We start from the raw sequence: 23,554 nt of genomic DNA, 5'->3' as shown, positions 1-23,554 counted from the left end.
CTTGGGCTGTCGTTGTTCGAATGTGATCCGGAGCGGTATCCGCCCTCTTCTCATTACCGGGTATGGGCGTCAGTGTGCGGGAAATACGCGAACCGCGCGCGGCACGGCCGTCGCGCCGTCGCCGACCTGCAGCGCGAGCGCACGCCACGCATCGCGATCGAGCTCCGCTTCGAGCGCGCCGCCCGTGCGCGCCTCGAGTTCGACCCGCACCGAGCCGCCGAGCGGGATCACGCGGCGCACGTCCACCGCGATGCCGTCCCGATGCCCTTCGCCTGCCGGCCAAAGCTGCAGGTCGTGCGGCCGCACGTACGCGTTCGCGGGGCCCGCGAAGTCGGCGTCGACCTCGATCGGCGCAGCGGCGCCCTCGGCGACGAAGCCGCGCCCGGCGACCGTCCCCGGCAGCCGGTTCGCCGCGCCGAGAAACTCGTAGACGAACGCGCTTTGCGGATGGTCGTACACATCCTGCGGGCTGCCGACCTGCTCGACGTGACCGCGGTTCAGCACGACGATCCGGTCGGCCACTTCCAGCGCTTCCTCCTGGTCGTGCGTGACGAAGATCGTCGAGATGTGCAGGTCGTCGTGCAGGCGGCGCAGCCAGCCGCGCAGTTCCTTGCGTACCTTCGCGTCGAGCGCGCCGAACGGCTCGTCGAGCAGCAGCACCTTCGGCTCGACCGCGAGCGCGCGGGCCAGTGCGATCCGCTGGCGCTGGCCGCCCGACAGCTCGGACGGATAGCGCTGCGCGAGCCAGTCGAGCTGCACGAGCTTCAGCAGTTCGTGCACCTTGTCGCGGATCACGGCTTCCGACGGCCGCTCGCGGCGCGGCTTCACGCGCAGCCCGAACGCGACGTTCTCGAACACGGTCATGTGGCGGAACAGCGCGTAATGCTGGAACACGAAGCCGACCTGGCGATCGCGCGCGCCGACCGACGCGACGTCGAGCCCCTGCAGCACGACCTGGCCGGCGTCCGCGTGCTCGAGGCCCGCGATCACGCGCAGCAGCGTGGTCTTGCCGCAGCCGGACGGCCCGAGCAGCGCGACGAGCTCGCCCGGCGGAAAGTCGAGCGATACGTTGTCGAGCGCGGTGAAATCGCCGAAGCGCTTCTGAAGGTGACGGACGGTGATACCCATTCTGGTTGCCTCTTTACGATTTCGACGAAATGGCGGCGACGGGGCCGGCATGAGCGGGAACGTCGTCGCGTGCGCCGGCCAGTTCGGCGGCGAGGTGACGTTCGGCGAGCAGCTTCAGCGCAAGCGTGACGAGCGCGAGCAACGCCAGCACCGACGCCACCGCGAACGCCGCCGCGAAGTTGTATTCGTTGTACAGGATCTCGACGTGCAGCGGCATCGTGTCGGTCACGCCGCGAATGTGGCCGGACACGACCGACACCGCACCGAATTCGCCCATCGCCCGCGCATTGCACAGGATCACGCCGTACAGCAGGCCCCACTTCACGTTCGGCAGCGTCACGCGCCGGAAGATCTGCCAGCCCGACGCGCCGAGCACGCGCGCGGCCTCTTCCTCGTCGGTGCCCTGCGCCTGCATCAGCGGGATCAGTTCGCGCGCGACGAACGGAAACGTGACGAAGATCGTCGCGAGCACGATACCCGGCACCGCGAAGATGATCTGCACGTCGTGATCCTGCAGCCACGGCCCGAGCCAGCCCTGCGCGCCGAACAGCAGCACGTAGACGAGACCCGAGATCACCGGCGACACGGAGAACGGCAGGTCGATCAGCGTGGTCAGCAACGCCTTGCCGCGGAATTCGAACTTCGCGATCGCCCACGATGCGCACACGCCGAACACGAGGTTCAACGGCACCGCGATCACGGCGACGGTCAGCGTCAGCTTGATCGCCGACCACGCGTCGGGATCGGCGAGCGATTCGAGATAGAAGCCGACGCCCTTGCGCAGCGCCTCGAAGAACACCGCGGCGAGCGGCACGACGAGGAAGAACGCGAGGAATGCCAGCGCGACGCCGATCAGCAGCCAGCGCACGGCGCGCGGCTCGCTGACGGGGTCGAGCCGATTCGCGGCACGGCCTTGCGCGGCCGACGGCGGGGTTTTCAGCACGACGGTGGCCTCCTGGTTCATTGCTGGCCTCCTGCTGCGGCGGCGACGGTGACGGTCGCCGGCGCGGGGCCGCTCGCGCCCTTGCTCGTGCGGCGTTGCAGATACCACTGCAGCGAGTTGATCAGCAGCAGCATCAGGAACGACACGACCAGCATCACGACCGCCAGCGCGGTCGCGCCCGCATAGTCGTACTGCTCGAGCTTCGTGATGATCAGCAGCGACGTGATCTCGGATTTCATTGGCACGTTGCCGGCGATGAAGATGACCGACCCGTACTCGCCGAGCGCGCGCGCGAACGCCAGCGCGAAGCCGGTGAGCAGCGCCGGCAGCACGGCCGGCAGCACGACGCGGCGGAACGTCAGCCAGCGCGATGCGCCGAGGCACGCGGCGGCCTCTTCCTGCTCGCGCTCGAAATCCTCGAGCACCGGCTGCACGGTGCGCACGACGAACGGCAGCCCGATGAAGGTCAGCGCCACCAGCACGCCGACCGGCGTGAACGCGATCTTGATGCCGAACGGCGCGAGATACTGGCCGACCCAGCCGTTGGTCGCATAGACGGCGGCAAGCGAGATGCCGGCGACCGACGTCGGCAGCGCGAACGGCAGGTCAACGATTGCATCGACGAGACGCTTGAACGGGAACGTGTAGCGCACGAGCACCCACGCGACGAGAAAGCCGAACACGGCGTTGATCAGCGCGCCGCCGAGCGCGGCGGAGAACGTCAGCCGGTACGACGCGAGCACGCGCGGCGACGTGACGGCGGTGACGAACTGGTCCCACGACAGCGTCGCGGTCTTCATGAACGTGGCGGCGAGCGGAATCAGCACCACGAGGCTCAAATAAGCCACCGTGATGCCGAGCGTCACGCCGAAACCGGGCAGCGCGCTCGGCTTGCGAAAGGTGTACGTCGTCATCGGATGCTCTTGCTGGGTCGATGCTGCTCATGGGTCCGACGCAAACCGCCGGCGCGATGCATTGCGCCGGCGGCCCGTCGGGGATGCGGCGCGCTCTCGTGGCGCGCCGCTGTCGTTATGGCTTGCTGCGTCGCGTTACTGCGGCTTGTAGATCGAATCGAACACACCGCCGTCCGCGAAATGCGTCTTCTGCGCATTCGTCCAGCCGCCGAACGTGTCGTCGACCGTGTACAGCTTCAGCTTCGGGAACTGCTTCGTCAGCTCCGCCGGCACGTTCTTCGAGCGCGGCCGGTAGTAGTTGCGCGCCGCGATCTCCTGGCCCTGCGGGCTGTAGAGAAAGTTCAGGTACGCGTCGGCCAGCTTGCGCGTGCCCTTCTTGTCCACCACCTTGTCGACCACCGCGACGGGCGGCTCGGCCAGGATACTCACCGACGGCACGACGATCTCGAACTTGTCGGTACCGAATTCCTTGACCGACAGGAATGCCTCGTTTTCCCATGCGATCAGCACGTCGCCGATTCCGCGCTGAACGAAGCTCGTCGTCGCGCCTCGCGCGCCGGAATCGAGTACGCCCGCGTTCTTGTACAGCTTCGTGACGAATTCCTTCGCCGTCTGCTCGTTGCCGCCCGGCTTGTGCACCGCATACGCCCACGCGGCCAGGTAGTTCCAGCGCGCGCCGCCCGACGTCTTCGGGTTCGGCGTGACGATCGAGACGCCCGGCCTGGTCAGGTCGTCCCAGTCCTTGATCCCCTTCGGATTGCCCTTGCGCACCAGGAACACGATCGTCGACGTGTACGGCGATGCGTTGTCGGGCAGGCGCTTCTGCCAGTCCTTGTTGACAAGGCCCTTGTTGGCGAGCGCGTCGATGTCGTAGGCGAGCGCAAGCGTCACGACGTCGGCCTGCAGGCCGTCGAGCACCGAGCGCGCCTGCGCGCCCGAGCCGCCGTGCGACTGCTTGAAGTTGACGGTCTCGCCCGTCTTCGCCTTCCACTCCTTGCCGAACGCCTGATTGAAGTCCTGATACAGCTCACGCGTCGGGTCGTAGGACACGTTCAGGAACGTCACATCGGCCTGGGCGTGCGTCGCGACGCCCAGCGCCGCCGCCGCGCCCAGCGCGAGTGTTGCGATCAGGCGGCCCGCTCCGCCCACCAGCCCCGTATTGCGCTTGCCCATCCTTGGTTCTCCAGTGTTGTCGGTATTGCGATGTCGGGCCAGTCTAACGAACGGGTTACATGATTAAAAATAATCGTTCTTCATTTTTTAATACTCAAAAGTGCTAACGCAGACGGGACGGACGGTTGCGGCAGACAAACCGGCGTCCGGACGTCGCGAAATCGCGCCGGAACCGGCGTGATCGCGTCGAACCTCAAGTAACACTTGAAATTCGCGAAGTACTGTATAAAAATACAGCTCACTGTCTATCCATACAGTTCAGCCATGACCAAACTCACCGCCCGTCAGCAGCAAGTGTTCGACTTGATCCGCCGCGCGATCGAGCGCTCCGGTTTCCCGCCCACGCGCGCCGAAATTGCGGCAGAGCTGGGTTTCAGCTCGCCGAACGCGGCCGAGGAACACCTCCGTGCGCTGGCGCGCAAGGGCGTGATCGAGCTGGCCGCCGGCGCGTCGCGCGGCATCCGCCTGCTCGGCATCGACGACGCCCCGCACCAGTTCACGCTGCCGCACGCCGGCCTGATGCAACTGTCGCTGCCGCTCGTCGGCCGCGTCGCGGCCGGTAGCCCGATCCTCGCGCAGGAGCACATCTCGCATCATTACGCGTGCGATCCCGCGCTGTTCACCAGCAAGCCCGATTACCTGCTGAAGGTGCGTGGCCTGTCGATGCGCGACGCCGGCATTCTCGACGGCGACCTCCTCGCCGTGCAGAAGCGCACGGAAGCGAAGGACGGCCAGATCATCGTCGCGCGTCTCGGCGACGACGTCACGGTCAAGCGCCTGATGCGCCGGCCCGGCGGCCTCGAGCTGATCGCGGAGAACCCGGATTACGAAAATATCTTCGTCAAGGCCGGCAGCGCGGAGTTCGCGCTGGAAGGCATCGCCGTCGGGCTGATCCGCTCGGGCGAACTCTGACAATCGGTCTCGCTGAGGAGAACATCATGGAACGCCTTTCCCGTCTGCTGCCTTTCCGTCAATTCGGCCGCCTGCGTCACCTGCGCGGTCGCACGCCCTGCGCGCCGCTGTCCGCCGCGGCGCCCGTGGTGAGCCAAGAAGTCGCAGTTGAACGGCAGGCGTCGCTGCTGCCGTCAGCACTTCCCGCATTCGCGCGGGTCTCGCTGAACGCCGGCCTGAATCACGCGGAACCGGCACGCCGTGCGCCCGTGCGCGTCTATCACGGCCGGTCGCGCCTGATCATGGTCGGGACGATCGATGCCGTGTGCCGGATGATCGATCGCTGCATCGCCGAGGAACGATCGGCCACGCACGGCGGTCTCTGATTGCGGAACGTGTCCGCACCGGAGGCATCGTGACTGGATCTTCGGGCCGCGCGTGGCGGCTCAAGCCATTGCTGATCGTCGTGCTGGCCATCGCCGTCCTGGTGGCGATCGGTTATGCGTACGCATCGCCGTACGTCGCGCTCGGTCGCCTGAAATCGGCGATCGATGCGCGCGATGCGCAAGCGGTCAGCGAGTATGTCGATTTTCCGTCGCTGCGCATCAGCCTGAAGCAGCAGGTCACGGAAGAGTTGATGCGCCGAATCGACGCAGTGAAGAAGGACAATCCGTTCGCGGTGATTGGCGCGCTGATCGGATCTGCGTTGATCGGCCCCCTGGTCGATGCCTATGCGACACCGGAAGGTGTAGCGGCGCTGATGAGCGGCATTCCCCCGCGCGGCAATCCGGGCGAACGACCGCCCGAATGGTCGGGCCCGCCGTCAGGCGCTGCGCCTGACAATGCACCGGCCGCGCCGCCGGTCAATCCGGCGAGCGCCCCCGTACCGGCCAGCAATGCCACCGCCTCCGCCGCATCGGCGCCAGCCACCGCACCCGCACCGGCCAGCCCCGGCGAGGCGGCCCATCCTCAGCAAACGAGCGCCGGCTACCGGAATATCGATGAATTTGTCGTGACCTACCAGCGCAGCGCGGACGGCACGCGCTATGCGGCGATCTTCCACCGCTTCGGCTTGTTTTCGTGGAAGCTGTCCGCGATCGACCTGCACGCCTGAGCGGCCGCAATCGGCGTGGATGCCGCTAGCGGCACTGCGCGCGACCGGCGCGAATCGCGATACGACCCGGCCGGCCACACAATCGTTGCGTCACTTGCCGCTCGCGGTGGCCGCTTCGCGTTCGCGTGCGATCTCGGCCTTTTGCTCTTCCGCCGACGAACATGCGACCAAAATGCTGCAGTTCACGCGATCGAGCAGTTGTGTGTTGCCCGAACCCATCCACCATCTCGACAACCCGCTGCGGCACCGATGGCCGACGACGACGAGGTCGGCCTTCAATTCCGTCGCGAGGTTCGCGATTTCGTCGATCGGATAGCCGAATGCGAAATGGCCTTCCGCCTGAACGCCGCGCTCGCGCAGCCAGTTCACGCCTTCCTGCAGTATCTCGCGCGCCGTTTCCTCGAAGCGGCCGCACGCGACGTCGGTCAGCAGCCCTGCGCTTTGCGCGATGCTCGAGCGCATGTCGACGACCGACAGCAAATGCGTTTCCGCCTTCAGGTCCAGCGCAAGATTGGCACCGCACCGCAATGCCTTGCGTCCTTCGAGCGTGCCGTCGTAGCACAGCAGAATCTTGTTGTAGCTAGCCATGAGACCTCCCTGTCGCGACTTCGTACCCTATGCACTCATCATGGTGCGCCGCAATTCCGGACGCAAGGGATGGAAAACGCTGATTCGCCACGCGGGGCGCGTCGGCGATGATGCGGTGCACGATCCGTGCGCGCATGCACCGTGTCGCGCGAGCCTGCCCTGAAGAGACGCAGCCGATGCACTAGAATGGCCCGTCCGTGCCGTCGACGTGCGTTCGCCTCGGTCATGCCCATGTGACACGCATTCACCCGATCCGTTCGCCGGCCGGCATGCCCGTCCGACCGGCCGCGAAACGCGTCCGCGTCCGCTTACAACGACAACCTGCCCATGTCCGTTGCACCGATCGATTTCCGGAACGTCGAAAAGCGCTATGGCGACAAGCTCGTCGTCAACGATTTGTCCTTCCACGTGCAGGCCGGCGAATGCTATGGCCTGCTCGGGCCGAACGGCGCCGGCAAGACCACGACGCTGAAGATGCTGCTCGGCCTCGCGTATCCCGACGCCGGCACCATTTCACTTTGCGGCGAGCCGGTTCCGTCACGCGCACGGCATGCGCGCCAGCGCGTCGGTGTCGTCCCGCAGTTCGACAACCTCGACCCCGACTTCACGGTCCGCGAGAACCTGCTCGTGTTCAGCCGCTATTTCGGAATGTCGGCACACGCCGCACGCGCGCTCGTGCAACCACTGCTCGAATTCGCGAAGCTGGAAAACAAGGCGGATGCGAAGGTCGGCGAATTGTCGGGCGGCATGAAGCGCCGTCTGACGCTCGCACGCGCGCTCGTCAACGATCCCGACGTGCTGGTGCTCGACGAGCCGACGACGGGCCTCGATCCGCAGGCGCGGCACCTGATGTGGGAGCGGTTGCGGTCGCTGCTCGCCCGCGGCAAGACGATCCTGATCACCACGCATTTCATGGAAGAAGCGGAGCGCCTGTGCGACCGGCTGTGCGTGATCGAGGAAGGCCGCAAGATCGCCGAAGGCGCGCCGCACGCGCTGATCGAATCGGAGATCGGCTGCGACGTGATCGAGATCTACGGACTCGACCCGGTCGCGCTGCGCGACGAACTGGCGCCGTTCGCGAAGCACACCGAGATCAGCGGCGAGACGCTGTTCTGCTACGTGACCGATCCCGAGCCGCTCAGTGCGCGACTCAAGGGTCGCACGGGATTGCGTTATCTGCACCGTCCGGCCAATCTGGAGGACGTGTTCCTGCGGCTCACGGGCCGCGAAATGCAGGACTGATCGATCATGGACGTACGCAACTATTCCGCCGCCGCGCCGTCCGCACCGCCACGCGAATCACGCTTCGCGATCGCGCTGCCCGCGAATGCCACCAACTGGATTGCCGTGTGGCGACGCAACTACCTCGTGTGGCGCAAGCTCGCGCTCGCCTCGCTGTTCGGCAATCTCGCCGATCCGATGATCTACCTGTTCGGGCTGGGGTTCGGGCTCGGCCTGATGCTCGGCCACGTCGACGGTGTGTCGTATATCGCGTTCCTCGCGGCCGGCACGGTCAGTTCGAGCGTGATGATGTCCGCGAGCTTCGAATCGATGTATTCGGGCTTCTCGCGAATGCACGTGCAGCGCACCTGGGAAGCGATCATGCACACGCCGCTCGCGCTGGGCGACATCGTGCTCGGCGAGATTGTCTGGGGCGCGAGCAAGGCGCTGCTGTCGGGCGTCGCGATCATGCTCGTCGCGGGCCTGCTCGGCTATGCGCGGTTTCCGTCGATGCTCGCGGCACTGCCCGTGATCGCACTCGCCGGCCTCGCGTTCGCGAGCACGGCGATGATCGTCACTGCGCTCGCGCCGTCCTACGACTTCTTCATGTTCTATCAGACGCTCGTGCTGACGCCGATGCTGCTGCTGTCGGGGGTGTTCTTCCCGATCACGCAGTTGCCGCCGGTCGCGCAGCACGCGGCACACATGCTGCCGCTCGCGAACGCGGTCGAACTCATCCGCCCCGCGATGCTCGGCCGGCCGGCGACGGACGTCGGCCTGCATCTCGCGGTGCTCGCCGGCTATGCGGTCGGCGGATTCGTGGTCTCCGCGTGGCTGTTCCGGCGGCGGATGATGCGCTGACGGCCGGCGCGCACGGCGCCCGCTCGATGCTGCGATGAAATGGCGACGACGTTACTCGTCGTCGTCGCTCCACGGGATCTCGACGTCGGTCAGGAATGCGACGGTCGCCAGCGGGCCGCCTTCGTGGCGGCCGAGCTTGCCGTCAGCGCGGTGCCATTCGACGCGGAACTGCGTTCCCGGATCGTCGGCGACGAGATAGACCGCGCGCAGCTCTTCCGCGTCGGCCTCGTCGACCGGACCGTCGAACGACACCAGCATCTTCTGCGGCCACAGGCCGTTCACCGGATCGTAAATGCGGTCGCCTTGCGGAATGTCGATGCTGGCCTCGACGCCGATCGTGGCGGAGGCTTCGATGATCATCGTGCCGAGCGCGTTCAGCACGGCAGTCGCCCGCGCGGAATTGGCCTGGCGGATCGCGAGATCGCCGCGCGTCAGCGCCTTTTCGAGTCGAGGATGAATCTTCGGTTGGGTCATGCGTTTTCCTGTTTGCTTCTTGTAAAGGGCACCGCACGCGTGAAGCGGCGGCGCCGGATGAATACGGCCGTCGCGCGGCGGAATCGGTCAGCGCGCGGCACGGCAGCCATCGCGCAGGCCGCTCGCCTTCCCGCCCGCGTGTCCGTCAGAACCCGAACGCGATCGCGAGCAGCCCGCTCACGATCCCGAACACGACGACGAGGCCCGTGACGATCGCCAGCATGTAGGGCTTGAACGAACGCGCGAGCATCGCGAGCGACGGCACGCTGATCGGCGGCAGCGTCATCAGCAGCGCGGCAGCCGGGCCGACGCCCATGCCGAGCGACAGCATCGCCTGGATGATCGGCACTTCGCCGGCCGTCGGGATCACGAACAAGGTGCCCGCGACCGCGAACGCGATGATCCAGCCGAGATGATTGCCGATGTCCGGGCCGATATGCGGGAACAGCCACGCGCGCGCCGCGCCGAGCAGCAGCACGAGCACGATGTATTCGGGCACGAGCCGCACGGCCATGCGTGCGAGCAGCTTCATCCAGCGGACGAACGGATTGCCCGCGGCGGCCTGCTCGGCTGCCAGCGCGGCGAGTTGCGCGTCGTCGACGCTGCGATCCTCGGGGCGCGCGACACGGTTCAGCAGATAGCCGATCCCGAATACCATCGCGACGCCGAGCACGAGCCGCAGCGCGCTCCAGTGCCAGCCGAGCACGAAGCCCATGAACACCAGCGCGGCCGGATTCAGGACCGTGTTGCCGAGCCAGAACGCGACCGCGCCGCCCGGCGACGCGTGCCGCGCGCGCAGGCCCGCAACGACCGGCGCCGCGCAGCACGTGCACATCATGCCGGGCAGCGAAAGCAGGCCGCCCGCGGCGACGCTGCCGAAGCCCGTGCGGCCGAGCGCACGCGCAACCCAGTGCGCCGGCAGCAGCGCCTGCACGGCCGAACCGAGCAGCAGGCCGAGCACCATGGCCTGCCAGATCGCCTTGCCGTACGCCCACGCGTAGTCGAGCGCCGCCTTCAGCGACGGCTCGGGAGCACTCGCCGACGTGCCCATCAGGATCGACTGGCCGATCGAATGATGCTCGGCGGCGACGAACGCCTTGTTGTAATACGGGAACCATTTCACGTAGAACAGTCCCGCGACCGCGATCAGCAGGAAGGTCATCCAGCCGAGCGCTGGACTGGGTTGAGGGCGTGTGGTCGTCATCGTGTGGTGGTCGTAGGGTTGTTGTCGGTGTCGGCTCGCGCCGCCATGCCGGCAGCGGGCGATGCCGGCAGCCCGGCCAGCGCGAGCGCGTCGAGCAGCGCGCGCGCCTGCTGGCGCCCGTCGGCCGCATTCGGCCGGAACGTGAACGTCAGCACGCGGTTCGGTTTGTCGTACGACGAACGATAGGTGCGTGCATACGCAGGATCGTAATGCTTGTCGATCAGCGTGCGGAACAGTTCGGTGCGCTCGTTCGCGTCGATCAGTGCGTTCCAGCGCGCGACCTCTTCACGGCTATGCAGGCCGATCAGTCGATCGAGCTGCGACTTGAACGTGGCCGGTTCATCGAACAGATGGGCGTAGTCTTCGAGCAGGAAAGCGATACGTTCGTCATGCGCCGCCTCGACCTGCACCCACGGCCCCGCGCGAAACGCGTCCAGCAACGCGAGCGGCAGCTGCACGAGCCCGATCTTGCGGCTTTCCGATTCGACGAACACGGGCCAAGCGGGGTCGAAACGCTCGAGCGTACCGACGAGCCCCGAATCGAAGGACTTCTGCGTCGGCTGAGGCACGCCCGGCAGCGCACCGAGCAGCGAGCCACGGTGACACGCGAGCGCCTCGAGATCGAGCGTCTGTGCCCCTTCGTCGCGCAGCGCGTTCAGGAGCCGCGTCTTTCCGCAGCCCGTGTGACCGACGAGCACGATGTAGCGAAACCGGGTCGGCAACGTATCGAGCGTCGCGCACACCGAGCGGCGGTACGCCTTGTACCCGCCCTCGAGTTGGCGCGCCTGCCAGCCGATCAGGTTGAACCAGGTCGTCATCGAACCCGAACGCTTGCCGCCGCGCCAGCAGTAGATCAACGGCCGCCAGTTGCGCGGACGGTCGGCGAACGTGGTGTCGAGATGGCGCGCGATGTTGCGCGCGACCATCGCCGCGCCGACGCGCGTCGCTTCGTACGGCGACACCTGACGGTACATCGTGCCGACGATCACGCGCTCCTCGTTGCTGAGCACGGGCGCGTTCATCGCGCCGGGAATATGGTCCTCGGCGAACTCGAGCGGCGTGCGCACGTCGATGATCTCGTCGAACTCGCCAGCGCGATCGAGGGTGACAATCAGGTTCTTCAATTTGGCGTCGAACAGGGGCGATGCGGCTCGGCGAGCCGCACGGGAATGGAAGGCGGATTCGCGATTATCTCATGCCCGGGCGTCTCGGGCCGCGCACGGCAACCGGCGGGGGCGATGCGCTGCTCATCACGTCGATCAGATGGTCGCGAAACGCGCGCACCGACGCGGGAAGATCGCGCCCCGCCATGGTCTGCACCTGGATGCTGCGCTCACGCAACTGGGGATTCGTGACGGGCACGGCGACGAAGCCGTCCGCGTCGAAACGGTCTCGCACCGACAGCAGCCCCGTGAACATCACCGCGCCGGTACGCTGCGCGTAGCGGTACATCACCGCGGTATTGTTGCTGGTCAGTTCCGGCTCGAGCATGAGCCCGTCGAGCACGCACGCGATGTCGATCAGCTGGCGCACCGTCGTGCCGGCCTCGGGCAGCACATGCGGGTGCCGCGCGACATCGGCGAGCGACACCGAATCGCGCGCCGCGAGCGGATGGTCGCGCCGCACGAGCGCGAAGACCGGCGCACGCTCCGTGTGTTCGACGCGCACGCCCTGCTCCGGCGCGAGGCTGAACGTCAGCCCGATGTCTGCATCGCCGTCGCGCACGCGCCGTGTCGCCTCCGCCGGCGACACGACCCACACCGAGAAATCGACACCCGGGTGGCGCGCCTTGAAGCTTGCCAGCACGCCTGGCAGGAAATCGATCGCGAACCCCTCCGAGCACGCGACCTTCAACAGGCTGCCGTGCAGCGCCTCCAGCCCGCCGATTTCCTTCATCACATGCTCGGCCTCCAGCAGGCTACGCTGCGCGAAGCCCAGCAGCCGTTCGCCGGCCTCCGACAACGCCATCCCGCGCGGCCGGCGCTCGAACAGCGGCGCGCCGAGCTCGCTCTCGAGCTTCGCGATCTGCCGGCTGATCGCCGAGACGGCCACGTGCAGCCTCGTGGATGCGTCGCTGATCGACCCGGTGCGCGCGACTTCGACGAAATACCGCAACGCAAGCCCATGCAGGAAAACCGCCATCGTTCTGTCCCCGGGCCCGTTGTCCAGGCCGCTCCGCTTTGCCTTTTCGGCAAAGAAATGTTCGAAATTCGATCATTGTGACAAAAAAAACGGCTTTCTAGAATCGATCGCACTCCCGGCCCTGCGCGCCGCGCCCGCCGGAAAACCGATACAGGAGACACGTCTTGAGCCGTACCGCAGCCATCCAGCACGCGCTGAGCCAGTTCGAATCGGGCGCGGTCTTCGCGACCCTGAGCCGCCGCGTCGGCCTGCGCACCGAAAGCCAGGACAGCGGCTCGAGCGCCGCGCTGCGCGCCTACCTGACCGACGAGATCGCGCCGGAGGCCACGCGTCTGGGTTTCACGTCGCGCATCGTCGAGAACCCCGTCGACGGCGGCGGCCCGTTCCTGCTGGCGTCGCGCCACGAGGACGACGCGCTGCCGACCGTGCTCATCTATGGTCACGGCGACGTCGTGCGCGGCTACGACGCGCAATGGCGCGCGCCGCTGTCGCCGTGGACGTTGACCGTCGACGGCGATCGCTGGTACGGCCGCGGCAGTGCCGACAACAAGGGTCAGCACACGATCAACCTGGCCGCGCTGGCGAGCGTGCTCGACGCGCGGGGCGGCCGGCTCGGCTTCAACGCGAAGCTGCTGATCGAGATGGGCGAGGAAACGGGGTCTCCGGGCCTCGACGCGCTCTGCCGCCAGGAGCGCGACGCGCTCGCGGCCGACGTGCTGATCGCATCCGACGGACCGCGCGTCACCGCCGAACGTCCGACCGTGTTCCTCGGCTCGCGCGGCTCCGTCAACTTCAAGCTCAGCCTGCGCGCACGCGACGGCGGCCATCACTCGGGCAACTGGGGCGGCCTGCTGCGCAACCCGGCGACCGTGCTCGCGAATGCGCTCGCGAGCCTCGTCGACGCGCGCGGCGCGATCCGTGTCGCCGGGCTGCGCCCGCCTCCGATCCCGGCCGCCGTGCGCGCCGCGCTCGCCGACCTGTCCGTCGGCGGCGGTCCCGGCGATCCGGCGCTCGACGCCGACTGGGGCGAGCCGGGCCTCTCCGCCGCCGAGCGCGTGTTCGGCTGGAACACGTTCGAAATTCTCGCGTTCAAGGCCGGCAATCCCGACCATCCGGTCAATGCGATTCCGCCCGTCGCATTCGCGCACTGCCAGTTGCGTTTCGTGGTCGGCACTGACTGGCAAGCGCTGCATGCGCACCTGCGCGCGCATCTCGATGCGCACGGCTTCAGCGACATCGAGATCGACGTCGAACGTGGCGCGCCGGCGACGCGCCTGTCGCCGGACGATCCGTGGGTCCGTTGGGCTGTCGCGTCGCTCGCGCGCACGACCGGCAAGAAGCCCGCGATCCTGCCGAACCTCGGCGGCACGCTGCCAAACGAAGTATTCGCCGATACGCTGGGGCTGCCGACGCTGTGGGTGCCGCACTCGTATCCGGCGTGCTCGCAGCACGCGCCCGACGAGCACTTGCTCGCGAGCGTCGTGCGCGAGGGACTGCAGATGATGGCCGGCCTCTTCTGGGATCTCGGCGAGGCCGCGCCGCCTGTTCGCCACGCGGCACCCGCCGCGGCCGGCGCCGCCCTGTAACGCGCTTCGCCTCTTTCTCGGGACCTGCTCACACGATGAATACGACCACCCTGACCTCGCAGGACGCCGCGCGACCCAGCGCCGCGAAGATCCGGCGCATCATCTTCGCCGCGTCGATCGGCAATGCGCTCGAATGGTTCGACCTGATCGTCTACGGCTTTTTCGCGGTGACGATCGCCAAGCTGTTCTTCCCCGCGACGAGCGAGGCGACGTCGCTGCTGCTCACGCTCGGCACGTTCGGGCTGTCCTACCTGATCCGGCCGATCGGCGGCTTCGTGCTCGGCGCCTACGCGGACCGCGCGGGCCGCAAGGCGTCGCTGCTGCTGTCGATCGGGATGATGATGGCCGGCACGCTGCTGATCGCGCTGATGCCGACCTATGCATCGATCGGCATCCTCGCACCGCTCGGGATCATGCTGTCGCGGCTGATGCAGGGCTTTTCCGCCGGCGGCGAATTCGCGAGCTCAACCGCGTTCCTCGTCGAACACGCGCCGCAGCGGCGCGGCTTCATGTCGAGCTGGCAGTTCGCGAGCCAGGGCCTCGCGACGCTACTGGCATCGGGCTTCGGTGCGCTGTTGACATCGACGCTGAGCGTCGCGCAACTCGAAAGCTGGGGGTGGCGCGTGCCGTTCCTGTTCGGTCTCGCGATCGGCCCGGTGGGACTCTACATCCGCCGCTACGTCGACGAGGGGATCGAGTTCAAAACGCAGGCGCGCTCCGAAGCACCCGTGCGCGAGCTGTTCGCGGACCAGAAGATGCGCGTGCTGCTGTCGATCGGGGTGCTCGTGATCTCGACCGCGATCAACTACATGGTGCTGTACATGCCGACGTATGCGATCAAACAGCTCGGACTGCCCGCGTCGACGGGCTTCGCGGCGACGCTCGCGACCGGCTTCGTGCTGACGCTCGTCACGCCGCTGGTCGGCCATCTGTCCGATCGCACCGGGCGGATCCGCGTGATGACGGCGGCAGCCTTGCTGATGCTCGCCACCGTGTGGCCGACGTTCGTGTGGCTCACGCATCACGCGTCGTTCGCGACGATGCTCGCGGCGCTGATCTGGATCGGGCTGCTGAAGGCGACGTACTGCGGCGCGCTGCCGGCGCTGATGGCCGAACTGTTTCCGTCGCAGACCCGCGCGACCGGCCTCGCCGTCAGCTATAACACGGGCGTCACGCTGTTCGGCGGCTTCGCGCCGTTCGTGATCACGTGGCTGATCAGCGCAACCGGCAACCGGCTGTCGCCGGCGCTGTACCTGATGGGTTGCGCGGTGCTGAGTCTCGTCGCACTGATGGTCGCGCGCACGCGGCTCGGGATGCGCTGAGCCCACTCACGAAGGAAACCACGGCGCGGCAATGCGCGCCGGGCGCGGCGCGGCCCGTCGCGGCACCGTGCCGCGCGGGCCGCTCGCCGATTACGGTGCCGGGTTCGGCTGCAGTTCGTGCAGCGCGTCGATCTCGGCGAGGATCTCGTCGGACAACGTCACGTCGATGCTGCCGATGTTCTCCTTCAGTTGCGCGAGCGACGTCGCGCCGACCAGGTTGCTGCGCACGAACGGCCGGCTGTTGACGAACGCGAGCGCCAGCTGCGCGGGCGACAGCCCGTGTCGTTTCGCGAGCGCGACGTAGCGCGACGTCGCCTCGACGGCCTGCGGCTTGCTGTAACGCTGGAAGCGCTCGAACAGCGTGATCCGCGCGCCGGCCGGACGCGCGCCGTTCTCGTACTTACCGGACAGCCAGCCGAACGCGAGCGGCGAATACGCGAGCAGGCCGACGCCATCGCGATGCGTGAACTCGGACAGGCCATTCTCGAACGTGCGGTTCAGCAGGCTGTACGGATTCTGGATGCTGGCGATGCGCGGCAAACCGAGCTTCTCGGCCGCGCGCAGGAACTGCGCGACGCCCCACGGCGTTTCGTTCGACACGCCGATCGCGCGGACCTTGCCGGCCTTCACGAATTCTGCGAGCACGCCCAGCGTTTCCTCGATCGGCACCGTGTACGCATCGTCGACCCACGGATACGCGGGGCGGCCGAACGTCGTCGTGCTGCGATCGGGCCAGTGGAGTTGATACAGGTCGACATAGTCGGTCTGCAGGCGCTTGAGACTGCCGTCGAGCGCCTCGGTCAGGTTCTTGCGGTCGAACTGGTTGCCTTCGCCGCGAATATGACGCGGATTGTGTGGCTGCCGCGCCGGGCCCGCGATCTTCGTCGCGAGCACGATCCGGTCGCGCTGCGCACGATGCTGCGCGAGCCAGGTGCCGATGTACTGCTCCGTGCGTCCCTGGGTATCGGGTTTCGGCGGCACCGGGTACATTTCCGCGGCATCGATCAGCGTGACGCCCTGCCCGAGCGCGAAATCGATCTGCTCGTGGGCGTCGCGTTCAGAATTCTGCTCGCCCCACGTCATCGTGCCGAGACCGATCAGGCTGACCTCGATGCCTGAATCGCCGAGTGTGCGGTATTCCATGCTGTTCCTGTCGCGTCAGTGGAAAGCAGGAACGCTATCACATTGAAGCGAGCGCTTCAGACGGCCGATGCGTTCGCTTACAGGCCGCCTTCGATGTGCGCCCGACCCTCGCTCATTCGTGGTACGGCGGCCTTCGCGTGTGCGTGCATGGTCCCGATGATGCCGGACGGCCGGGCTGGTATCAGGACGCCACCCGCCGCGTCATTGCGGCCGCTGAATGAAGCAAGTCGCCGATGCGTGCGCGACGATCTTGTCGTCCGGCGTCTTCAGTGTGCCTTCCGCTACGCCGAGCGAACGCGACAGGTGAATCACGCGCCCCTCCGCGATCAGGTCGACGTCGCGCGGCACGGGGCGCAGCATTTTCACGTGGAGGTCGACCGTGCCGTAACCGACGCCCGCGTCGAGCATCGAATGCACCGCGCAGCCCGTGACCGAGTCGAGCACCGTCGCGGCGAACCCGCCGTGCACGCCGCCGAGTGGATTCAGGTGCCGGCCGTCCGCACGCGCGGACATCTTCACGTAACCGAGCTCGACGCCCAGCGGCCGCATCGGGATCGTTTCCGAGATCGACGCGAGCGGCAGATCGCCCGCCGCGGCCGCGCGCAGCAGTTCGAGACCGGACAGGGAAAGCGGATTCATCGGGTTGTCTCCTGATTGAAAGCGCGTCGCCGCGCGAGTAAGTTCTAAATTGGAACTTATTATTGACAACCGCACCGGGCTTGTCAACGCAACCACCGCCCGTTGCAACCGAAGGCAAGTTCTATAATCCAACCCGCTCTTTCGCTGAACCGCCGCACGAGAATCGATCATGAAATGGGATGACATCGGCACGCTGAACTGTTCGGTCGCGCGCACGCTCGCCGTGCTCGGCGATCGGTGGACCATGCTGATCCTGCGCAACGCGTTTCTCGGCTGCCGCCGCTTCGATGCGTTCCAGACGCAACTGGGCCTCACGCGCCACGTTCTGGCCGAGCGGCTCGCGCGCCTCGTCGACGAAGGCGTGCTCGTCAAGCGCGCGTATCAGGCGCGCCCACCGCGCTTCGAGTACCGGTTGACGGAAAAAGGCCTCGACCTCTACCCGGCCCTGCTCGCGCTGATGACATGGGGCGATCGCTGGAAGGACGACGGCCAGGGGCCGCCGGTGCAATTGCGCCATCGCACCTGTGGTCAGCTGATGCACGCGGTCGCGGTGTGCTCGGCGTGTGGCGAGCCGCTTGACGCGCACGACGTGCAGCCGGAGCCCGGGCCCGGATGGATCGCACGCGAGGCGGTCGGACCGCTCGATGCCTGACGCATGGCGCGAAGCGGGTGTCGTGCCGCATGGCAGCGCCGCACGATCACGGAGCCAATGCAGTTACCGCTCGGCACGATGAACGTCATCACGTCGACCGCGCCGGACCGTCGCACGATGTCGCGCATTCGCATCCGCGCGTGACCGCGCCGCCGTGTCTGCGTTACACTCACGGCCCGCTGTCTCAAAATCATTCGCTGTCCAAGATGTTGTCGCGCCAACGCCTCGCCGCTGCCTGCCTCGCCGCCTCCCTGCTCGCCACGCCCTTCGCCGCCTTCGGCAAGACGCAAAATGAATCGCTGCTGCAGCAGGCGATCGACTTCATCGGGCGACTTCTGCCGGCCCCGACACATGAGGCGCCCGCCACGCAGGTTGTCGAATCTGCGTTCTCGCCCGATGGCGGTGCCGAGGCGCTCGTGCTGAAGGCAATCGGCGCCGCGCGCACCTCGATTCGCGTGGCCGCCTATTCGTTCACGTCGCCACCCGTCACGCGCGCGCTGCTCGCCGCGAAACGGCGCGGCGTGAATGTCGCGGTCGTCGTGGACGACAAGGGCAATCGCGCGAAGAGCAGCAAGCAGGCACTGAACCTGCTCGTCAACGCTGGCATTCCGACACGCACGATCGACGCCTATGCAATCCATCACGACAAGTATCTCGTGGTCGATGCCGAGCATGTCGAGACGGGCTCGTTCAACTACAGCGCCTCGGCAGCCAGCCGCAATTCCGAAAACGTCGTCGTGGTCTGGAACAATCCGCAACTCGCGTCGCGCTACCTTGCGCATTGGCAAAGCCGCTTCGACCAGGGGACGCCGTACCGCTCGACGTACTGACCGTTCGTACGCGTGCGATCGTCAGACGCCGTTCGCATGCGGCGCGGCCGACGCGCATCGTTGCGCGCATTCGCGCCGGGATGTCGTCGATGATCGGTGCGCATAGCACGCCGGTCAATCTGGCCGAATGGCCTGCATACCGGGCGTGACGGCGCCGCGATCGGTGGAATCGGTTGAAGGAATCAGTGGATCTCGGGCGATCGCTCCGCGATCTGCGTGGTCGCGACACACCGGCTCGCATGCGCACGCGCATCGCTGGCCGAAGGCTTCGGTCGATCGCGAGCCCCGCCCGGCAGCGCGCCGAGCACACAGTCCGCACTGAAGGTCAGCGTGTCCTGGACCATCGGATAGAGCAGATACAGCGCCAACGCGAGATACCCCGCGTACAGAATTCGAACCATGGTGCGGTGGATGAGCGATTGATCTTGCCCTGTTTACGGCATCGCGCCGAAGAGCTTGAGCCGCCGGGCATCAAATTGCATGCCCGGCAGCGACGCACGACATGTGAAGCGTTCGCGTCGCATCGACATGGCGACTCCGCACAACACGGCGTGCAGCGCAATGGCGAATGCGCGATACTGTTCGGCGTGCGCGGCGATATCGACACGAATGCGCCGACGGGCTTGCGCACGCGCCGAGTGACATACAGACGATCGATAACCGGCTCCGCAGCCGGGACCAGAGACAAAAACCAATGCAGATTGCTTCCAAACCGGTCGACGAGGCGGCCCGGCTCGAGACGCTTCATTCATTGTCGATCCTCGACACGCCGCCGGAAGAACGGTTCGACCGCCTCACGCGCCTCGCGCGCCGGCTGTTCGACGTTCCGATCGCACTCGTCAGCCTCGTCGACGAGAATCGCCAGTGGTTCAAGAGTCATCCAGGTCTCGGCGCCACGCAGACCTCGCGCGACGTCTCGTTCTGCGCACATGCGCTGCTCGCGGACGACACGATGGTGATCCAGGACGCGCGCAACGACGATCGCTTCCACGACAATCCGCTGGTCACCGGCCAGCCCGGCATCCGCTTCTACGCGGGCCGGCCGCTTGCCGCGCCGAACGGCGCACCCGTCGGCACGCTGTGCCTGATCGACACGCGGCCACGCGAACTCTCCGTCGACGAACTCGCGCTGCTCGGTGATCTCGCGCACATGACCGAACGCGAAATCGCGGCCCTGCATCTCGCGACGACCGACGAGCTGACCCAACTGACGAACCGGCGCGGCTTCGAGATTCTCGCGCGCCACGTGCTGAGCCTGTGCGAGCGCGTGGGCCGGCACGCGGTACTGCTCTTCTTCGACCTGAACGACTTCAAGGCGATCAACGACCGCTTCGGCCATGCCGAAGGCGACCGCGCGCTCGTGGCCTTCGCGGACACGCTGACCGGTGCACTGCGCGACAGCGACGTGATCGCCCGACTCGGCGGCGACGAATTCGTCGTGCTGTTGAGCGCCAGCGATCCGGCCGACGTCGGCGAGCCGATCGAGCGCGTCACGCAGGCACTCGCGCTGCGCAACGCGGCCGACGCACGCGGCTATGCGATCCGGTTCAGTGTCGGCTACGTGGCATACGATCCCGCGCAACATCGCACCGTGGCCGACCTGCTCGAATCGGCCGATCGCCACATGTACGACGACAAGCAGCGCCGCAAAGCCGCCGGCGCCTGAGCACGGATGAACCGCTCGCCGATACGCGGCGCCGCTGCCGCAAGCCGCGTTCGGTCCGATACGCGCCGTTCGGTCAGCTTCCGCACGGGGGCGCGCTCGCCATCGCTTCCGCGATCTGCTCGGGCGTCAGGTCGCGCTTGTGGGTCGCAATCGACCAGCGATGGCCGAACGGATCCTCCACCTGGCCATAGCGATCTCCCCAGAACATGTCGGCGGCCGGCATCCTGACTGTCGCGCCGGCCGCGACGGCCTGCGCGATCGCCGCATCGGTGTCCGGTACGAACAGGTGGAGGCAGACCGGCGTGCCGTTCAGCGTCTTCGGCCCGAGCGCGCCGTGCTCCGGCATTTCATCGACGAGCATCAGTGTCGAATCGCCGATTGCGAGGCACGCGTGCGCGAGCCGGCCGTCCGGGGTCGGCAGGCGAAACCGTTCGGTCGCGTTGAACGCACGCTTGTAGAAGTCGATGGCGGCGGCGGCGCCTGCGCAGATCAGATGCGGTGTCAGCGTGCGCATCCCTTCCGGGATCGGGTTGACGGACGTGGCCATGGGTGTCGCTCCTTCAGTCGGTTATCGTGGCGGAAATCGGGGCGGACGCACGATGCGCACGCCTCCGATGCTACGACGGGCGGACTCGACGGAAATCGACACGCCTGCAGACATTTTTTTCAGATCTGCGGTAGGTCACGCAGCGTACGCGACTCGCTAGTCGCATCGATGTCGAGTTCGATCCCTTCCGACGCGTCGCGATAGAGCACGCGCTTCAGTCTCGGCCCCACCGCCGTCCCGTCCGCTTCGTCAAACACTGCGCGAACGTCGTTGCCGGCTGCAAGCGCGCGCGCAACTTCCGCCACCGACGCCTCGCTCGGCGTCGCCGCCCACGACCGGTCCGCCGGATTGACGGCCGCCCAGCGCACGTGCGTCACACGCGCGCTGAGCACGTCGATTCGGACACCATTCACCGCGAACATCGACATCGGAATCTCCTTCGAAACGATTGCGGCCGGACGAACGCCGGACGATGGAAACCGGCGATGGCGCGACAGCACGCGAATTTGACCGCCGCCGGACCAGCCTGACGCACGATCATCCCCGCACGCGGCTTCGGCCAACGCGATTTTCGATGATACATTGGGACGCTTTGCAACCGTCAACAGACAATCGTGCACGGGAGAAACACATGACCGACGCCTGGGGAACCTTCCCAGCCAGAATGGGCGACCATCAGGCCTTCATCAGCTTCAATCACGGCTTTGCGGAAATCGCCGAAAGCGATCCGCGCACGTCGCTGTTCAGCGTGCGCGTCACGTTCGCGCATCCGACGCCCGACGGCCTGCCGAGCAGCGACGAGTTCGCCGGTCTCACGAAAGTCGAAGATCTGCTGGACGCCGCAGTGACCGCGAAAGACGGCGTGCAGGTCGGCCGCATCACGGTTGAAGGCAACCAGGATTTCCTGTTCTACGTGCCGTTCGACGAGGAAGCCGCGGCCGGGATCGTCGACTCGCTGGCCGAGCACACGACCTACGCGCTTCAGTACGCCTACCAGGACGATCCGGACAAGGAAACGTACTGGCGCACGCTCTACCCGACCGACGACGACTGGCAACTGATGCGCGACATGCGCGTGCTCGATGCGCTGCGGCAGAAAGGCGACGTGAGCGACGCGAGCCGGCGCGTGATGCACTGGGCTTACTTCCCTGAACCCAGCGACGCGCACCAGTTCGCCGACTGGGCCGAGTCGAAAGGCTATCTGGTCGAATCGGTCGCGCCGACCGAGGACGGCAAATCGGCCGTGAGGTTTGCGCACGAAGGCACGATGGTGCTGGCCGACATCACGCACCATACGCTCGAGATCAATCGCGAGGTACGCTCGCTCGGCGGCGAATACGACGGCTGGGAAACCAGCGTCGAGCAGGCGGGCTGATCCCGCCGTCACGCGCGTTGCGCGCGTGTCGGACCTCGACGGGTTCGGTACAAAAAACATCCCGGCAGCGCGACTGTGCGCCGCCGGGACCAAGGCATCGCCGGCCGTAACCGGCAATGGGCCCAAGCAACCGCTCAGGCACGAGGAAAGCGATTCATGCGGCTCGGGCGAACGGATGCCGTGGCGCGAGACGCCGCCTGCCGAACGCCTGTCCGTTTCCGCCGACGCGGCTTGCATGCGTCGTGCAGGGAAAAAGCCCCCGCTCCTGCGCGAGCGAGCGGGGAAATGGTTGACCGGGCCGGGGTAGAACGGTCAACCGGCCAGATTGTGATCGCGCCCCGTGCAACCGTCTGTGCGGCAACTCACCCTTTCATACGGAGAGTCCGGCTGCCTGGCGCAGCATGCAGCACGTCACGGCCCAAGCGGGACGCCTGCGGCCGGTGCGGCAATCATGAGGATCACGGCAAGCAACACGATGGCCCCGATCATCATTACGCCGTCGGCCGCCAGCGTGACGGGGGGCGCGAGCACGCGCAGGGCCTTGCCGCCCTTCGTGAGGCGATCGTCGACCTCAATCTTGCAGGTATGGGAAAACGACCACGTCTTGCATCGCTCAAAACCGCCGGCCCGATAGCGTGTACCGTTCAGCGCGCCGTCCATGCTCAGTTCGTTCCAGTCGAGATCGCTGACGATTTCAACGACGACCTCACTGACGATTTTCGCGGCTGAAGCATCGCCGTCGACCGTATTGTCGACTGCATCGGCGGCAGCAGCCTGCGCCGCAGGGATTTCGATCAGTGGCGCGCCCTGCGGGCTGACCAGCTGTGCCAGCCAGTCGACGAGATTGGCGCGCGCGTCGTCCTCGTCGGCGAAGTCATTGCGTTTCAGAAAGCGTTCGAACATGACCGACGCGAACGTCTTGCCTCGCGAAATGGAATCCAGTTGCCAGTCGACCACGGCGACTCGCCCCGTTTCCCGCGTTTCGAGTGTCGACGTGAAGCGGTAATCGAGATATTCGATCTCAAGTTCCGGCGACATGATTTTCTCCGGCCAATCCGCCCGCTCGGTTCTTATGACGCGCTGCGCCGGTCCGGCTTCACGCGCTGCGTGAATCTTGTGTGAATCCGGGGCTGTACGTCAT

At 66.7% G+C, this 23,554-nt stretch carries 26 protein-coding genes; 11 read left to right on the top strand and 15 right to left on the bottom strand.

What is annotated here, in order from left to right; all coding sequences use genetic code 11:
• Positions 1-69: 69 nt before the first annotated feature.
• From BTE28158_RS07830 to BTE28158_RS07815, 4 genes are all read right to left on the bottom strand, one after another.
• Complete coding sequence (locus BTE28158_RS07830; RefSeq protein ID WP_059683287.1) at positions 70-1,128, bottom strand: sulfate/molybdate ABC transporter ATP-binding protein; 1,059 nt, start codon at positions 1,126-1,128, stop codon at positions 70-72.
• A 13-nt stretch (positions 1,129-1,141) separates the two neighbouring features.
• Positions 1,142-2,092 carry a sulfate ABC transporter permease subunit CysW gene (cysW, locus tag BTE28158_RS07825; RefSeq protein WP_124906107.1) on the bottom strand — a complete coding sequence of 317 codons (951 nt, stop codon included), beginning with the start codon at positions 2,090-2,092 and terminating at the stop codon, positions 1,142-1,144.
• Positions 2,089-2,985 (bottom strand): sulfate ABC transporter permease subunit CysT, encoded by an 897-nt coding sequence (cysT, locus tag BTE28158_RS07820; RefSeq protein WP_059683283.1) that lies wholly within the window; start codon positions 2,983-2,985, stop codon positions 2,089-2,091. The genes cysW and cysT overlap by 4 nt, the downstream gene beginning before the upstream one ends.
• A gap of 135 nt (positions 2,986-3,120) precedes the next feature.
• Complete coding sequence (locus BTE28158_RS07815) at positions 3,121-4,158, bottom strand: sulfate ABC transporter substrate-binding protein (protein WP_124626112.1); 1,038 nt, start codon at positions 4,156-4,158, stop codon at positions 3,121-3,123.
• A gap of 264 nt (positions 4,159-4,422) precedes the next feature.
• Here BTE28158_RS07815 and lexA point away from each other — a divergent pair, with 264 nt between their 5' ends.
• Genes lexA through BTE28158_RS07800 form a run of 3 tightly spaced genes read left to right on the top strand, consistent with a single transcriptional unit; the run spans position 4,423 to position 6,163 of the window.
• Positions 4,423-5,070, top strand: a complete 648-nt coding sequence (lexA, locus tag BTE28158_RS07810; RefSeq protein WP_059606655.1) for a transcriptional repressor LexA — start codon at positions 4,423-4,425, stop codon at positions 5,068-5,070.
• 26 nt (positions 5,071-5,096) lie between these two features.
• Entirely contained in the window at positions 5,097-5,435 is a 339-nt protein-coding gene (locus BTE28158_RS07805; protein ID WP_040144136.1) for a hypothetical protein, read from the top strand.
• A gap of 29 nt (positions 5,436-5,464) precedes the next feature.
• A complete protein-coding gene (locus BTE28158_RS07800) occupies positions 5,465-6,163 on the top strand; it encodes a DUF2939 domain-containing protein (protein WP_124906102.1) in 699 nt (232 codons plus the stop codon).
• Between the two features lie 90 nt (positions 6,164-6,253).
• On the opposite strand, the gene BTE28158_RS07795 is transcribed toward BTE28158_RS07800, so the two are convergent.
• Positions 6,254-6,751: a universal stress protein gene (locus BTE28158_RS07795; protein ID WP_044843612.1), complete on the bottom strand. Its 498-nt coding sequence runs from the start codon at positions 6,749-6,751 to the stop codon at positions 6,254-6,256.
• 327 nt (positions 6,752-7,078) lie between these two features.
• On the opposite strand from BTE28158_RS07795, the gene nodI reads away from it, so the two are divergent.
• Together nodI and BTE28158_RS07785 are read left to right on the top strand one after the other, a co-directional pair.
• Positions 7,079-7,993 (top strand): nodulation factor ABC transporter ATP-binding protein NodI, encoded by a 915-nt coding sequence (nodI, locus tag BTE28158_RS07790; RefSeq protein WP_059606650.1) that lies wholly within the window; start codon positions 7,079-7,081, stop codon positions 7,991-7,993.
• A 6-nt stretch (positions 7,994-7,999) separates the two neighbouring features.
• Entirely contained in the window at positions 8,000-8,833 is an 834-nt protein-coding gene (locus BTE28158_RS07785; protein ID WP_124906100.1) for an ABC transporter permease, read from the top strand.
• A 51-nt stretch (positions 8,834-8,884) separates the two neighbouring features.
• Here the strand turns inward: BTE28158_RS07785 and BTE28158_RS07780 are convergent, their stop codons facing one another.
• The 4 genes from BTE28158_RS07780 to BTE28158_RS07765 all read right to left on the bottom strand — a co-directional run bounded on the left by BTE28158_RS07780 (position 8,885) and on the right by BTE28158_RS07765 (position 12,653).
• A complete protein-coding gene (locus BTE28158_RS07780) occupies positions 8,885-9,307 on the bottom strand; it encodes a hypothetical protein (RefSeq protein WP_059449632.1) in 423 nt (140 codons plus the stop codon).
• Between the two features lie 145 nt (positions 9,308-9,452).
• On the bottom strand, positions 9,453-10,511 hold the full coding sequence (locus tag BTE28158_RS07775) for a permease (RefSeq protein ID WP_124626104.1): 1,059 nt from the start codon (positions 10,509-10,511) through the stop codon (positions 9,453-9,455).
• On the bottom strand, positions 10,508-11,635 hold the full coding sequence (gene mnmH, locus BTE28158_RS07770) for a tRNA 2-selenouridine(34) synthase MnmH (protein ID WP_151050232.1): 1,128 nt from the start codon (positions 11,633-11,635) through the stop codon (positions 10,508-10,510). Before mnmH ends, BTE28158_RS07775 begins: the two co-directional genes overlap by 4 nt.
• A gap of 64 nt (positions 11,636-11,699) precedes the next feature.
• Positions 11,700-12,653 carry a LysR substrate-binding domain-containing protein gene (locus BTE28158_RS07765; protein WP_059606636.1) on the bottom strand — a complete coding sequence of 318 codons (954 nt, stop codon included), beginning with the start codon at positions 12,651-12,653 and terminating at the stop codon, positions 11,700-11,702.
• Positions 12,654-12,817: 164 nt separating this feature from the next.
• Between BTE28158_RS07765 and BTE28158_RS07760 the strand changes: the two genes are divergently transcribed.
• Positions 12,818-14,239, top strand: coding sequence for a M20 family metallopeptidase (locus BTE28158_RS07760; protein ID WP_174919773.1), 1,422 nt, complete (start codon positions 12,818-12,820; stop codon positions 14,237-14,239).
• A 35-nt stretch (positions 14,240-14,274) separates the two neighbouring features.
• Positions 14,275-15,561, top strand: a complete 1,287-nt coding sequence (locus BTE28158_RS07755) for an MFS transporter (RefSeq protein WP_151048568.1) — start codon at positions 14,275-14,277, stop codon at positions 15,559-15,561.
• Between the two features lie 90 nt (positions 15,562-15,651).
• On the opposite strand, the gene BTE28158_RS07750 is transcribed toward BTE28158_RS07755, so the two are convergent.
• The gene (locus tag BTE28158_RS07750) at positions 15,652-16,704 is read right to left on the bottom strand and encodes an NADP(H)-dependent aldo-keto reductase (protein WP_151048569.1); all 1,053 of its coding nucleotides are present in this window, start codon (positions 16,702-16,704) and stop codon (positions 15,652-15,654) included.
• A gap of 201 nt (positions 16,705-16,905) precedes the next feature.
• Positions 16,906-17,343 carry a PaaI family thioesterase gene (locus tag BTE28158_RS07745; protein WP_059606628.1) on the bottom strand — a complete coding sequence of 146 codons (438 nt, stop codon included), beginning with the start codon at positions 17,341-17,343 and terminating at the stop codon, positions 16,906-16,908.
• A gap of 169 nt (positions 17,344-17,512) precedes the next feature.
• Here BTE28158_RS07745 and BTE28158_RS07740 point away from each other — a divergent pair, with 169 nt between their 5' ends.
• Together BTE28158_RS07740 and BTE28158_RS07735 are read left to right on the top strand one after the other, a co-directional pair.
• Positions 17,513-17,995, top strand: a complete 483-nt coding sequence (locus BTE28158_RS07740) for a winged helix-turn-helix transcriptional regulator (protein ID WP_151048570.1) — start codon at positions 17,513-17,515, stop codon at positions 17,993-17,995.
• Between the two features lie 206 nt (positions 17,996-18,201).
• The gene (locus tag BTE28158_RS07735; RefSeq protein ID WP_151048571.1) at positions 18,202-18,825 is read left to right on the top strand and encodes a phospholipase D family nuclease; all 624 of its coding nucleotides are present in this window, start codon (positions 18,202-18,204) and stop codon (positions 18,823-18,825) included.
• A 182-nt stretch (positions 18,826-19,007) separates the two neighbouring features.
• Here the strand turns inward: BTE28158_RS07735 and BTE28158_RS07730 are convergent, their stop codons facing one another.
• Complete coding sequence (locus BTE28158_RS07730) at positions 19,008-19,226, bottom strand: hypothetical protein (protein WP_151048572.1); 219 nt, start codon at positions 19,224-19,226, stop codon at positions 19,008-19,010.
• A gap of 293 nt (positions 19,227-19,519) precedes the next feature.
• Here BTE28158_RS07730 and BTE28158_RS07725 point away from each other — a divergent pair, with 293 nt between their 5' ends.
• Positions 19,520-20,491, top strand: a complete 972-nt coding sequence (locus tag BTE28158_RS07725; protein ID WP_151048573.1) for a GGDEF domain-containing protein — start codon at positions 19,520-19,522, stop codon at positions 20,489-20,491.
• A 73-nt stretch (positions 20,492-20,564) separates the two neighbouring features.
• Here the strand turns inward: BTE28158_RS07725 and BTE28158_RS07720 are convergent, their stop codons facing one another.
• Both BTE28158_RS07720 and BTE28158_RS07715 read right to left on the bottom strand, forming a co-directional pair.
• Complete coding sequence (locus BTE28158_RS07720) at positions 20,565-21,038, bottom strand: VOC family protein (protein ID WP_059606617.1); 474 nt, start codon at positions 21,036-21,038, stop codon at positions 20,565-20,567.
• A gap of 119 nt (positions 21,039-21,157) precedes the next feature.
• Positions 21,158-21,466, bottom strand: coding sequence for a phosphatidylserine/phosphatidylglycerophosphate/cardiolipin synthase (locus BTE28158_RS07715; protein ID WP_124522221.1), 309 nt, complete (start codon positions 21,464-21,466; stop codon positions 21,158-21,160).
• Positions 21,467-21,669: 203 nt separating this feature from the next.
• On the opposite strand from BTE28158_RS07715, the gene BTE28158_RS07710 reads away from it, so the two are divergent.
• The gene (locus BTE28158_RS07710) at positions 21,670-22,413 is read left to right on the top strand and encodes a DUF695 domain-containing protein (protein WP_151048574.1); all 744 of its coding nucleotides are present in this window, start codon (positions 21,670-21,672) and stop codon (positions 22,411-22,413) included.
• Positions 22,414-22,824: 411 nt separating this feature from the next.
• Here BTE28158_RS07710 and BTE28158_RS32425 read toward each other — a convergent pair whose 3' ends face one another.
• Complete coding sequence (locus BTE28158_RS32425) at positions 22,825-23,451, bottom strand: hypothetical protein (RefSeq protein WP_239007076.1); 627 nt, start codon at positions 23,449-23,451, stop codon at positions 22,825-22,827.
• Positions 23,452-23,554 lie beyond the last annotated feature (103 nt).

This window comes from Burkholderia diffusa, assembly GCF_902499115.1.
GTDB classification, from domain to species: Bacteria; Pseudomonadota; Gammaproteobacteria; order Burkholderiales; family Burkholderiaceae; genus Burkholderia; species Burkholderia diffusa.
This window is presented reverse-complemented; position numbering and strand designations above follow the sequence as displayed.

Bases quoted from the DNA above. Each gene is read 5' to 3' on its own strand.
- BTE28158_RS07830 (WP_059683287.1), bottom strand. From the start codon at position 1,128: ATGGGTATCACCGTCCGTCACCTTCAGAAGCGCTTCGGCGATTTCACC.
- cysW (WP_124906107.1), bottom strand. From the start codon at position 2,092: ATGAACCAGGAGGCCACCGTCGTGCTGAAAACCCCGCCGTCGGCCGCG.
- cysT (WP_059683283.1), bottom strand. From the start codon at position 2,985: ATGACGACGTACACCTTTCGCAAGCCGAGCGCGCTGCCCGGTTTCGGC.
- BTE28158_RS07815 (WP_124626112.1), bottom strand. From the start codon at position 4,158: ATGGGCAAGCGCAATACGGGGCTGGTGGGCGGAGCGGGCCGCCTGATC.
- lexA (WP_059606655.1), top strand. From the start codon at position 4,423: ATGACCAAACTCACCGCCCGTCAGCAGCAAGTGTTCGACTTGATCCGC.
- BTE28158_RS07805 (WP_040144136.1), top strand. From the start codon at position 5,097: ATGGAACGCCTTTCCCGTCTGCTGCCTTTCCGTCAATTCGGCCGCCTG.
- BTE28158_RS07795 (WP_044843612.1), bottom strand. From the start codon at position 6,751: ATGGCTAGCTACAACAAGATTCTGCTGTGCTACGACGGCACGCTCGAA.
- nodI (WP_059606650.1), top strand. From the start codon at position 7,079: ATGTCCGTTGCACCGATCGATTTCCGGAACGTCGAAAAGCGCTATGGC.
- BTE28158_RS07785 (WP_124906100.1), top strand. From the start codon at position 8,000: ATGGACGTACGCAACTATTCCGCCGCCGCGCCGTCCGCACCGCCACGC.
- BTE28158_RS07780 (WP_059449632.1), bottom strand. From the start codon at position 9,307: ATGACCCAACCGAAGATTCATCCTCGACTCGAAAAGGCGCTGACGCGC.
- BTE28158_RS07775 (WP_124626104.1), bottom strand. From the start codon at position 10,511: ATGACGACCACACGCCCTCAACCCAGTCCAGCGCTCGGCTGGATGACC.
- BTE28158_RS07765 (WP_059606636.1), bottom strand. From the start codon at position 12,653: ATGGCGGTTTTCCTGCATGGGCTTGCGTTGCGGTATTTCGTCGAAGTC.
- BTE28158_RS07755 (WP_151048568.1), top strand. From the start codon at position 14,275: ATGAATACGACCACCCTGACCTCGCAGGACGCCGCGCGACCCAGCGCC.
- BTE28158_RS07750 (WP_151048569.1), bottom strand. From the start codon at position 16,704: ATGGAATACCGCACACTCGGCGATTCAGGCATCGAGGTCAGCCTGATC.
- BTE28158_RS07745 (WP_059606628.1), bottom strand. From the start codon at position 17,343: ATGAATCCGCTTTCCCTGTCCGGTCTCGAACTGCTGCGCGCGGCCGCG.
- BTE28158_RS07740 (WP_151048570.1), top strand. From the start codon at position 17,513: ATGAAATGGGATGACATCGGCACGCTGAACTGTTCGGTCGCGCGCACG.
- BTE28158_RS07735 (WP_151048571.1), top strand. From the start codon at position 18,202: ATGTTGTCGCGCCAACGCCTCGCCGCTGCCTGCCTCGCCGCCTCCCTG.
- BTE28158_RS07730 (WP_151048572.1), bottom strand. From the start codon at position 19,226: ATGGTTCGAATTCTGTACGCGGGGTATCTCGCGTTGGCGCTGTATCTG.
- BTE28158_RS07725 (WP_151048573.1), top strand. From the start codon at position 19,520: ATGCAGATTGCTTCCAAACCGGTCGACGAGGCGGCCCGGCTCGAGACG.
- BTE28158_RS07720 (WP_059606617.1), bottom strand. From the start codon at position 21,038: ATGGCCACGTCCGTCAACCCGATCCCGGAAGGGATGCGCACGCTGACA.
- BTE28158_RS07715 (WP_124522221.1), bottom strand. From the start codon at position 21,466: ATGTCGATGTTCGCGGTGAATGGTGTCCGAATCGACGTGCTCAGCGCG.
- BTE28158_RS07710 (WP_151048574.1), top strand. From the start codon at position 21,670: ATGACCGACGCCTGGGGAACCTTCCCAGCCAGAATGGGCGACCATCAG.
- BTE28158_RS32425 (WP_239007076.1), bottom strand. From the start codon at position 23,451: ATGTCGCCGGAACTTGAGATCGAATATCTCGATTACCGCTTCACGTCG.